Origin of the sequence: Silvanigrella sp. (genome assembly GCF_044369315.1) — a bacterium.
Taxonomy (GTDB): domain Bacteria; phylum Bdellovibrionota_B; class Oligoflexia; order Silvanigrellales; family Silvanigrellaceae; genus Silvanigrella.
The window spans coordinates 1-11,966 of sequence record NZ_JBIPMD010000085.1; the positions used below are offsets into that span (position 1 = coordinate 1).

The following is an 11,966-nucleotide window of genomic DNA, read 5'->3' on the forward strand; positions in this document are numbered from 1 at the left end:
TTGAGTTCAACTTCCTTAATAGAATGCCATACCAGCTCAAACAGCCTATGTAAGGCAAAATCAAAATATTTAGTCTCAATGACTATGGGAATAGTCCAATCGTCTTTGGGAAATGACACTGTCTCTCCCAAAATTCGAACAAGATCTAGCCATTCTTTTTTTTCTTTGGTTATTTCAGTAGCATATTTAACTACTTTAAATACTTTACCAGAAAGATCAAATACAGGGTTATAAGATGCCTGAAGCCAAATTTCGCGATTCCCTTTAGCAAATCTTTGAAACTGGCCTGTAATAAACTGACCATGATTTAACTTATTCCAAAATTCACGATACTCCGATTTATTTGTATATTTAGAATCGCAAAACATAGAATGATGCTTTCCCTTTATTTCATCCATTCTATATCCCATTGTTGATAAAAAATTATCATTTGCTTCAATTATAGTTCCATCTAAATTAAAATTAATTACAGCTTGTGTTTTTGAAAGAGCATTTAACTCTTGATCCTTTAATTTCTGTTTACTTACATCAGATGCATATTTAATAATTTTAAAAGGTTTTCCATTTAAATCAAAAATAGGGTTATAAGAAGCAGAAATATAGATCTCTTTGCCACCTTTACCAATGCGCTTATATTCACCCGAATCAAATTCACCTCGGTTTAATTTTTCCCAAAATAAACGATATTCATTTGAATTTGTGTAATTTGTTTCACAAAACATTCTGTGATGTTTTCCCTTTACTTCACTAAGAGAATAACCCATTGTATTTAAAAAATTATCATTCGCATTTTGGATGATACCATCTAAATTAAATTCAATTATTGCCTGAGATTTTCCAATTGCGCTAATTTGTCCTTCATAATCAGCATTTTTTAATTTTTGACTGGTTATATCTGTAGCAAATTTAATTATCTTATATGGCTTCCCAAATAAATCAAAAATAGGATTATAAGAAGCTTGAATCCAAATTTCTTTTCCGTCTTTACCTATACGTTTATATTCACCCGAATCAAAGTCACCTCGATTTAATTTTTCCCAAAACAAACGATATTCATTTGAATTAAAGTAACTTGACTCACAAAAAATACGATGGTGTTTCCCAACAATTTCATCAATATTATAACTAATCACATTTAAAAAATTCTTGTTTGCATTTAAAATAGTTCCATCTAAATTAAATTCAATAATAGCTTGTGTTTTATTAATAGCTGTTACTTGGGCTAATAGGTCTTTTATTTTATCTTCCGATAGATCTAAAGTACTTGTATCAAGTGTGGAATTTAATTTTGATTTTGAAGATTCATCCACTTTAGACTCCTATGGATTAATTCTAGGAACCTTTTCGGACTAATATATTTAATATATAGAAAGAATTTTATTTTTTATCATTTGAAAAAGCATAAGTTTTGGCATATTTACTGTAAAAAATTGGGTTCCTAGATTTAACGAAAGAGCGGAAAACCTTAAAATTTTATTCTAAAACAAGTCTTCCAGAACACGTCGATACCGCGTCATCAACTGAAATTTCGGAATCCACTGTAGCTTTACAGCTATATACTTTGCGAAACTTTTTTTGTTTTCCAATATACGCTTCTAAAGTGCAACGAGTTTCTACAATACGATCGTCTGTCCCAGGAATTTTTGAACCTACTTTTGCCTTACAGCTAGCAAGAATTTTACGTTTAGAATCACTTCCTGCCTCAGTAACAGCTCCGTCCATTATTTTTATTTTTTCTTTTGGATCATCTTCTAACAAAGTAATGAGATCATCTCTTAATGCTGTTGAAACTTTATCGTTATTTGTAATAAAAACATATTGATCTTTATCACCTTCTTTAGATACCAATTCTGCTAAATTATGGATGTTATCAATATTTATTTCAGAACAACCTTTATAAACTTTGCAAACTTCAAAGTCTGATTCTGAATTGTCTTGGTATTCTGCTAGAAATTTTTTAGCATTATCAACGCTTTTGCCCATAGCTTCATCTGATTTGGCTTTTTCGATAGCTTGAATTAAATTATCTGCTTTTTTAATATTTGCTGTTAATTTTTCAGTCATTGAAGATACAAAAGCTTTTTTTTCTAAAGTAACTACTGCAGAAAATGTTCCCTTATCAGAACATCTTTTTAGTACTTTAGCACCTATCAATACTTCAGAAACGACAGACTTTGAAGTTGCTTTTAATGAAGCATCGTCTTTAGTTTCATCTACTGTTGAGGTTGCTGTTACTTTTTGACGAATGTTACGAGCAAGATCCACTTGAGCATTTTGATCTGCCTCTTTTTGAGTAGATGCCGAACCATAACCCACAAAAGAATTCGTATCTGTTTTAGTTTGTAAATCTGCTAAAGTAGAACAAGGATCTGTTTGAGCATAAGTATTTAATGAAATAAATATTGAAGTCCCTAAAATGGATATAAAGTTTTTATTACTTTTAATAAACATAACTCACCTTTATTATTAAAATGAACAAATTAAATTTTTATAAAAAAATGATTTAATTTATTTACCTTTTTCAATTTATTTATTATTCAGATTTTGGATCTACATTTGTTTCTGTTTTAGAGACAGAATCCGAATTTGATTTTATATCACTGCTATTTGGTTCTTTTGCAGCATCTTTATTTCCAACATTATCAATAAACGATTTTTGTGCATCTAACAATTTTCTACGGATTTCAGGATTTCCACCAGGTGTTCCGTTAATAGCATCACGCATTTGTTTATCTAAAACAGATTTTTCAATTGCTACTTGAACAGCACACATCAATCTTTTAGTTGGTTTAAATCCAGATTCATCTGCTTCCATTGTTTGTTCCCAATAAGAAGTAGTTACTTTTGCTCCAGAAATATTACCTTGAGATAGAAATGCAGTTAATGAAGATAATGAAGGGTCAGAAGAAGAATTTAGGTCTTCAACTTGTCCAGAAGTTGTTACAGCATTTTTAATATACTTCATCATTTCACCTACCGCTTGTGTACGCGCCATGGAAACACAAGCATCTGGGCGAGAAGAACCGCTTAGTGTTACTTTATGAATAAATATAATATTAGAACCTTCTTCATGCATAATTGATGGATTCAAAACCCACTCTGGAGTCTCTAATGTTTTTGTTGAGTTAGAAATAATTTCTGTTTTAACATATTTTGGTGAAGAAGAACATCCTGCAATCATTAAAGCTGTGGTAGCTGAAATAATCACAAATTTTTTATTAAAAAATCCTATATTCATAGACATACAATACCTCTTTTAAAAGCGTTTAACAAATCAGTTAGATATTAGCTATTTTTATTTCTTTTCGCAAATTACTTTTTGATTATTAAAATTTGGCTTTTCTAAAATTGAATTTTCAATAAAATATACTGTGGTAAAAGTGAAAAAAATCCCTAAGCTTGCTATAAAAATTCCACCCAAAAAACCTAGCCAAAACCACCATTTTTTAATTTCTTTTTCGTTTTTTTTTCTTTCTCTCGAAGTTTTTATAATTTCATTCATAAATCCTTGAGTTTCATGGGAACCTACAAATAGCGGCAAATTTTTCTCATTGCTATCATAGTTTATATTATTTTGCCTACTATTCCCCATGAATTATAAACTGCCAGGTGCAAAGATCCTTCTTATTTCCGAAACATTTTCAAATATATTTCCAGCCCTAATAGCTTCTCTCATTTCATTTGTGAGATCAAATAAAAACTGCAAATTATGAATCGACAATAGCCTAAAAACCAATAGTTCTTCTGCAACAAAAAGATGACGCAAATATGCTCTGGAGTAATTTTTACAAGTATAACAATTACAACATGAATCTAAAGGCTCTTTACTTGATTTATGAATAGAGTTTTTTATTTGAATTTTACCATTTGCAGAAGAACTTGATCTTACAAATACACTTCCATTACGTGCATTTCGAGTTGGCATAACACAGTCAAACATATCAATACCAAGTAATATGGCATCTATTAAATCATCAGGAGCTCCAACACCCATTAAATATCTTGGCTTATCATGAGGCATCCAAGGAATTGTGGCGGAAAGCAGCCTTCGCATTTCTCTTTTAGATTCGCCTACGGAAAGGCCTCCAATGGCATAACCTTCAAAATTATTTTCAATGAGTTGTTTTACACTTTTAACCCTTAAATCGCCATACATTCCACCTTGAACAATTCCAAACTGTGCTCTATTTAATTTTTTTCTTGCGCTACGTGCTCTTGTTGCCCAACGCATAGAACGTTCCATGCTTGATAATGCTTCCGCATGAGTTGCTGGGTAGGGTGTACATTCATCTAAAACCATTTGAATATCGGAGTCAATATCTTCTTGAATTTGAACTACACTTTCAGGTGTTAATGTAATTTTTGCACCATTAATATGGTTTGCAAAAGTAGCTCCTTCTTCTGTTAACTTACGAATTTTAGCTAAACTCATTACCTGAAAACCACCACTATCTGTTAAAATAGCTCCAGGCCATCTCATAAATTCATGTAAGCCATTAAATTCACGCATGAGATCCATTCCTGGCCTTAAATTTAAATGATATGTATTTCCTAAAATAATTTTATATCCAATAGAATAAACATCTTCAGGAGAAAGAGATTTAACACTCCCAACTGTTCCAACAGGCATAAATATGGGTGTTTCTAATTCAACATTTCCAAATTTTAATTTAGTAACTCTTGGGCCAACTTTTTCAAGCAAGGAGAGATCTGCATTTGTAGCAATTCCTTTTTCAATAACTTGAGAAAACTCATTTATTAAATCGTTTGCTTTTAAATCTTTTGTATCAAGTGAACCTTCTTTAAAATCTTTTGAAAGTTGTAATGATTTAATATTCGAAAACTCAATTAAATTTCTGTTAGTTAACATGATTAAAAATTTGCTCCAAAAACGAGAAGACTTGAATCTCCATAACTAAAAAAACGATACTTTTTTTCTATAGCATAATTATAAAATTCTTTCCAGAAATCAAAACCCATTAGAGCAGCTATTAGCATTGCAAGCGTACTCTCTGGTTGATGAAAATTGGTTATGATAGCATTTCCAATTAAAGGAATAATTTGATGATTTTTATATTCTGGATAAATAAATATTTTAGTTGGTATCCATTTATTTATTTCATTATTTAAAATTGATTTTAATTTTTTTTCACTTGCAAGCTTCATTATTTTATTTTTATTTTGATCTGGAAAAATATATCTAAAATAACTCTCTATTGCTCTAAGAGATGTCGTTCCAACAAATACAATTGGCCATTCATTTTCTAAAAATCGATTTAGCTTTTCAGATAATTCTTCAGATATAAAATAATATTCTTCATGCATTTCATGATCATGAATATCTTGTGATTGAACTGGTAAAAATGTACCTAAACCTACATGTAAAGTTACATATCCAAATTCAACATTTTCATTTTGACATTTTTCCATAATTTCAGGGGTAAAATGCAATCCAGCGGTGGGAGCCGCGGCACTTCCTTTTTCATTGATATTTGAATATACTGTTTGATAACGCTCGTTATCTAAATTAATATTTGCTTTATTTTTTTGAGGATCTCTTTGAATATAAGGAGGAAGAGGCATTTCACCAAATTCATCTAAAATGTGATCCAATGATCTATCGTCAACCAAAGATACCATTGGTGGATCAAAATTTGTTACTTTAAATAAAGGAATTTCTTTATCATTATCTGCATATAATATTTCATTTATTTTTAATTTGCTTTTAGGTCTTAATAAACATTTATATTGAGTTTTTATTCCCTTTTCAAGAAAAAAGACCTCGCCACGAGCTCCTGTTTTTCTTCGAATACGAACTCTCGCAGGATAAACTCGAGAATTATTCGCAATTAATAAAACTTTGGAATTATTTTCTTTTAATTTAAAGATATTGTTTAATACTTCTGGTAATTCATTAAAGTTTTTATCGAATATTGATTTTTGCTTTGAATTACAAACGAGAAGCCGACTTTCATTTCTATTTTTTAAAGGAACTTGAGCAATAAGATCTTCAGGCAATTCGTAATGGAATAAATTTGTTTTCACTAATCAACGACCATTCTTTTAAGATGAGAACCAATTCGTGTGACAACTTCATAATTGATGGTTTGAGCCCATTCCGCAATATTTTCTGCAGATACGGATTCCGATCCATCTCTTCCAATCAGTGTCGCAACAACCTCATTTGCTTCTTCGCTTGTTGCTTCGGTTACGTCAACAATAATATGATTCATCATGACTCTTCCTAAAACTTTACAACGAACTCCATTAACTAAAACATATCCTTTATTGGATAGAAGTCTTGGATAACCATCAAAATAGCCTACCGGTAAAAGAGCCACACGAAGATCCCGCTCTGCTCTACAAGAACAGCCATAACCAATATAAGTTCCTGATAATATTTTTCTAACACTTTGACTTTTGCATTTCCAAGTTAAAGATGGTTTTAAGCCCGGCAGTTCACTTTTTACCACTTTTGCAGACAATTTTGTTTCATTAGAAGACCAAAGCCCGTAAATGGAAATTCCAACCCTAGCAATATCATAGTGAGATTTCGCAATAATCATTGTAGAGGCACTTTGAGCAATATGCTTTTCCAAATGATAAGGTAACCCTAGAAATTCACTTATGATATCATGAGCTTTATCTAGCTTAGACAATTGCTCAAAAGCGTAAGATTGTTCTGTAACGTCTTCTGTATTGGCAAAATGAGACATGACACCCTGGACATGAATTAAAGATTCATTTCCTTTTAAAAATGAAATTTTTTCTTCAAGACCCTCAAGCAGAAAACCTTCACGGGAAAGCCCCGTATCAATATGTACATGAGCCTTTAAAGGTCTGTAACTGTTTCCTTTTTCTTTTTCCGATCGTTTTAAATGCGAGATATAATTTGCCCAGTTTTCATCGGTAATGGCAACTTCAACTACTTTTTTAGCGCAAATAACGGCTTCATCTGGAGAAATAGAGCCTAAAACAACCACTCTTTTTTGGATCAATTCATTTTCTTTTTCATATTTTCTAATTTTAAAAGCATCAATAGGATTGATAACAAATAAAATATCTACATACCCATGTAAAACTTCTAAAGTTTGTAAAAACCCATGTCCGTAAGCATTTCCTTTCAGAACGGCACCTAATAGAATATGCGTCTCTAAAGTATTTCGATAAATTGAAACATTTTTTGCAAAAGCAGATTGGCTAATTTCAATCCATGAAGCATTTTCTGCAAACTCTTCAACTAATACAGATTCTTTCATGAATCAGCCTCCTTAAACGCATTTTAAAATTGTAAGTTCAATGCATTGTTTATCAATTTGATTATAATAGTTTTTAATTTTTTATAACAATCCTATGGAACAAAAAGTTTACACCGATAACTCTATTGGAAAAAAGTTATCTAAAGACTCGGGGTAATATGGATAACGATAGGCTCATTGCACAAATATCTCAGAGAGAAGACGCAAGCGTTGAAAAGGTGGCTAGCCATAAAATAAAAAGCAGCCCCATGATGGCGCGTATGCAACAACGTGCAGATGAGCTTAGAAAAAAAACAGTAAAAGTAGAAGGCTTGAGCAAATCTCGATTTTGTAAACTTAAAATTCAAGAGAACTTTGATCTCATTCAAAATGCATTGCAATTTGAATATGGTGAAAATATGGAGCTTTTATTAAAAGCAAATGAATTTGAAGTTTTATCAAGATGGGTTGAAGGTGTTACTTTATTTGATTTAAACAAAAAAGATCAACCCTTAAAAATTACAGACTTAGTTCGTATTCGCAATAGACTCCGCTTTTGGGTAAGAGTATTTGAAAATTTATCTTTTTATCACTCAAATGGGATTATTCACGGAAATTTAAAACCTCAAAATATTCTTATTCGAGATAGAGCTACGTTTGATATTAAACAAACTTATGAATCTGAATTTTTTGAAAGAAAAGAAGAAGTGCCTCATATTGTTTTATTAGATGGAGGCTATTCCCATTTCATTCCTAATAGCAATGAATTTGAAAATAATGAAGAACAAGTTTCTATTTCTAAAAAAATTATTGAGAAAAACTTTTGGCTGCCACCAGAAGCAAGAGGCTTTATAGAAGGTTCTTACCGAGAAAACTCAGATATTTTTAGCCTTGCCGCTATTATGGCTTGGGATTTTGGCATGATCAAAATAGAAGGCTTGAGTGTCGTCAATCAACTCTGGCAAATATATTTGTTACCTGAACAAAATACTTTTATTTTTGGTGGCGAATGGCATAAATGGACCGTAAGACATCCCTTATTTGATACGATGAAACGATTAAGAACAATACTTTTAAAAACACTTGATCCTTTACCTGAAAAAAGAATGTCTAATGCTAGAGAAATTGCTTTTGAATTTATGATGATGTCAAATAAGTTAACAGATACCATTGAATTACAAAATTTAAGTTCTTCTTATTCTAATTTTCAACTTAATTTAAATGAAAAACATTATAATTCTATTTTAAATAAAAATTTTGAAATACCAGATGCAATAAGTGAATTTATATTAAACAATAAATCAGATAAAAATAGATTTTGGGTTGATGCTAAAACAAACTCTGCAAATAAACATTATTTAATGAGAAGTTTAAGCCTAGGATTAAGTATTTTGAATAAAAATTCATTTTTTCATCCCATAAAATTTAGCTCTATGAAAATACCTTTTTCTACTCTAGATAGTTTATGTGAAAGTCTTTTAAATTATACAATATATTTAAACCCCGTTTTTTTACAAGAAATGAAATCCATTTTTTTTAACTTAGGGAATCAAGTTGAAACTCTATTTTATGTATTACCTTCACTAAAAAAATATGGTAAAAATAAAAATATAATTAAAAAAACATCAAACAACTCATTAATTCAAATTAGACACGAATGGCTATACAGTAATATTGAAAAACTGTTTGAAAAAATACTTTTAGCATCAAATATTTCTTATTTTATCATTGATGACTTAAATAGAGCTGACCATTCTTCATTGCCAATATTATTAAAAATTTTTAAAAAACAAAATTTAAACATGAAATGGATAATAGGAATAGGAACGGAAGAAGAAATAACAGATGAAGAATTAAAAAAATCAGTTTTACAATTAAAAAATCAAGACCTTATTTTTGGCAATCTTAAAGATGATAGGACACGTTCCTATTGGATAGCAAAATTAAATCATTTAAGCAGTCAACAAGCCCGTTTTTTATCCACTTGGGCTATGGTTGATTTAAAAATAAATACCGACATTATAGAACTTTTAAGTAATAAAGTAGCAAATATAAATGAGATTTTTTCAGATAAATATCATCAAGGCAAAGAACATATTTCACTAAATGAAGTTCCCGCAGACGATTTAATTTTAGAAGAAAAAGATGAAAATGAGTTTCAAGAAATAAAAAAAGAAGAAGACGATAATATTGATGAAGATGAAAAAGAAAGAATTGAAAAAAAGAAAAAAGACCCTCTCCATTTAGCTTATGAAGCATTAAATATTGCTGTTAAAATTGGGCTCGTTTCCGAAAATAGAGATGTTTTAACAGGGCAACTTATTTGTTACTATTGGGAACATCAGTTTATCTGGCTTAGTCTATCTTTATTACTTAATAAAGAAATAAAATCAAAAATATATTTTATTTTATCAGAATATATGTGCAATAATTTAGAAGAAAAAACTACCCTTTCAGAAATCATTCAAATATCAGAATATTTATCCAGATCAAATTTAAAGAAATGTGCTTATAGCGCTTATTCCGCACTACTTATTGCTACTGAAGATTTATGTGATAATACTTCAGCTGAGTTTATAATCTCTAAACTACAAATGTTAAGCGAAAATATAGAGAAAGAATGTTCTGAAGAAGCACCTGTTCTGGTTCCAAAAATTAGAGAGCATATTGCAGATTTATCTCTTTCATTAGGAAAATTTGATCAAGCTGAAAAATATTATCAAGCAGTCAGTTGGAACACTTTAAATGGCAAAAGAAGAGCTATTTTAGCTATGAAAAGTTTTTTTCCCTCACAAATTAAAAAAAGAGAAAGAAGAACTGAAGAATTTTATAAATTAATTCATTTAGCAGAAAAATCGAATTTAATAACAAGAACAATTGATGATCGTAAATCATCTTTTAAAAGCAATATTGAGTCTGAAATTTATAGAATTCAAAAGAAGCTTCAAGAACAAATCGTATTCAACACAAATGATGACAGAAAAAATATTAAACTTTTATTAAATAGCAATATAAATCCAGAAGAAGTTCAAAATAATAAAAATGATAATTTAAAATTATTTCCAAAACTAAAACCAGTAAGAGGCTCTGTATTATCTCGATTTTTTAGGTCATGTATTGGATGGATTGATAATAGTATTTTATTTCCACAAATTTTAAGCGTCATTCGTTTTACTGTAGAAAATAATGATGGTGAAAGTATTGTTCATTTATTATTTTCTTTATTAATTTGTGGAGAAAGAAATATATCATCTGAAGATAGAACATTAATATTAGAAACAATTTTAGAACTTTCAGGAAGAATAGGAAATGACTTAAATTTATTTGAAGCTTATTTGTTAAAAGCTTGGAGTGCCGTATTTTTTGATGGTAATTTAGTTGAAGCGAAAAAAAATATTGATAAAATAAATTCTTCTATATCAAGTGATCTTCCATTTAGTTTAAAACAATGTTCTAAAAAATTGCAGATTTTTATTGAATTTGAGACCATGTCTTTTGAAGCTATAAAAAATCATCAAACAAATCCTCAAAAATATGTTAAAAAGTTTCAAGATTATAATTTAGCAGACTGGAATATTGGCAGCGTTGTTTTTTCGGTTCATCAAACTCATTATCACTTAAAAAAGTCTCCTGGAGATGAACTTTTTATTGGAAATATTTTAGATGAAAAAACAGATCAAATTCTATTGTTTACCCATTTATTATTTGAAAAAGGACATGCCCATGCGGCATCTATGATCTCGCAAGATGCAAAGGAAGCTGAAATAAGGCAATGGTTTTTAGACCCATCAAGCCATATTGAATATGTCCCCGAAAGTTTTGCTGTAAAAATGTCTGAGTTTACAAATCTAAAAAAGAAACTATTAAGCTCATCGCACAAAAATAATAAATTTTTAAATTCCATAAAAAATATTAAAAAGTTAATTTTAATTAACAAAGACCCCTCATTAAAATATTGGGGTCAAGACAAGGCTATCCTTGAAAATAATAAAATCGATAAAGCCAACACACAAGATAATGAAAGACTTCACTTCTTATCTCAAAATGCAATACGAACAGGATTTAACTGGACCGCCTATCGTTTAGCTCACAAATCCAGAACTGACATCTCCTCTATACTTGAAGAAATTAGAGATATTGAAAATACAATGAAGAATTCGCATTCTAAAGAGGGAACAAATACAGCACAAGATAATATAAATACTTTTTCCAGAGGAATGGAACCAAGAAGAAAAGAATATGAAGCAGCAGAAGCTTACCCTGAGCAAGGGGTTGCTATTAACTATGTACTTGAATTTCTTCATAATTTTCATAATAATATTGAAAATTCAAAACTTTCAGAGGAAGAACTTTTTCTTTTGGCAAACATGATACGCAAATCTGTTCCAAAGGACAGCGACATTATTGAATCTACCCTCGCAGGGGCTTTACGAGCTTCCGCTAAACGCCTAATCATAAGAAAAAATTCAGATAATTCTCAAAAAGGAGAAGAACCCCCACCACCTCTAAATGAAGAAGAAAAAAAGCTACAAAATGAGGTTAAAGATTTAAAGCGCACAGGATAGCTATTGACATAGACAATTAACTCCATTATGAAGATTGAACGTTTTGTTTGCGTGATGTGATGCGGGGAAAAATCTCGGGATTATCACATTCGTTTATTTTAGACTAAAATGTGTAATGTACTTCAGAGTAGCTTAACTACTTGAAATTACAACAAAAGGATAT

Annotated in this window: 8 protein-coding genes; 1 reads left to right on the forward strand and 7 read right to left on the reverse strand. The window is 30.1% G+C overall.

Annotation, left to right across the window (positions count from 1 at the left end; translation table 11 throughout):
- The 7 genes from ACIQ56_RS08645 to alr form a co-directional block, all read right to left on the reverse strand.
- On the reverse strand, positions 1-1,310 hold a 1,310-nt coding region (locus ACIQ56_RS08645), incomplete at its 3' end, for a PAS domain-containing protein (RefSeq protein ID WP_397600669.1).
- Between the two features lie 163 nt (positions 1,311-1,473).
- Positions 1,474-2,451, reverse strand: a complete 978-nt coding sequence (locus ACIQ56_RS08650; RefSeq protein ID WP_397600670.1) for a hypothetical protein — start codon at positions 2,449-2,451, stop codon at positions 1,474-1,476.
- 82 nt (positions 2,452-2,533) lie between these two features.
- Entirely contained in the window at positions 2,534-3,244 is a 711-nt protein-coding gene (locus ACIQ56_RS08655) for a hypothetical protein (protein WP_397600671.1), read from the reverse strand.
- A 51-nt stretch (positions 3,245-3,295) separates the two neighbouring features.
- On the reverse strand, positions 3,296-3,592 hold the full coding sequence (locus ACIQ56_RS08660; RefSeq protein ID WP_397600672.1) for a hypothetical protein: 297 nt from the start codon (positions 3,590-3,592) through the stop codon (positions 3,296-3,298).
- Positions 3,593-3,595: 3 nt separating this feature from the next.
- A complete protein-coding gene (gene tgt, locus ACIQ56_RS08665; RefSeq protein ID WP_397600673.1) occupies positions 3,596-4,870 on the reverse strand; it encodes a tRNA guanosine(34) transglycosylase Tgt in 1,275 nt (424 codons plus the stop codon).
- Positions 4,871-4,872: 2 nt separating this feature from the next.
- Entirely contained in the window at positions 4,873-6,045 is a 1,173-nt protein-coding gene (gene queA, locus ACIQ56_RS08670; protein ID WP_397600674.1) for a tRNA preQ1(34) S-adenosylmethionine ribosyltransferase-isomerase QueA, read from the reverse strand.
- Positions 6,045-7,259, reverse strand: a complete 1,215-nt coding sequence (alr, locus tag ACIQ56_RS08675) for an alanine racemase (RefSeq protein ID WP_397600675.1) — start codon at positions 7,257-7,259, stop codon at positions 6,045-6,047. The genes queA and alr overlap by 1 nt, the downstream gene beginning before the upstream one ends.
- A 158-nt stretch (positions 7,260-7,417) precedes the next feature.
- Between alr and ACIQ56_RS08680 the strand changes: the two genes are divergently transcribed.
- On the forward strand, positions 7,418-11,803 hold the full coding sequence (locus ACIQ56_RS08680) for a hypothetical protein (protein WP_397600676.1): 4,386 nt from the start codon (positions 7,418-7,420) through the stop codon (positions 11,801-11,803).
- Positions 11,804-11,966: the final 163 nt, after the last annotated feature.

Bases quoted from the DNA above. Each gene is read 5' to 3' on its own strand.
- ACIQ56_RS08650 (WP_397600670.1), bottom strand. From the start codon at position 2,451: ATGTTTATTAAAAGTAATAAAAACTTTATATCCATTTTAGGGACTTCA.
- ACIQ56_RS08655 (WP_397600671.1), bottom strand. From the start codon at position 3,244: ATGTCTATGAATATAGGATTTTTTAATAAAAAATTTGTGATTATTTCA.
- tgt (WP_397600673.1), bottom strand. From the start codon at position 4,870: ATGTTAACTAACAGAAATTTAATTGAGTTTTCGAATATTAAATCATTA.
- ACIQ56_RS08660 (WP_397600672.1), bottom strand. From the start codon at position 3,592: ATGGGGAATAGTAGGCAAAATAATATAAACTATGATAGCAATGAGAAA.
- alr (WP_397600675.1), bottom strand. From the start codon at position 7,259: ATGAAAGAATCTGTATTAGTTGAAGAGTTTGCAGAAAATGCTTCATGG.
- ACIQ56_RS08680 (WP_397600676.1), top strand. From the start codon at position 7,418: ATGGATAACGATAGGCTCATTGCACAAATATCTCAGAGAGAAGACGCA.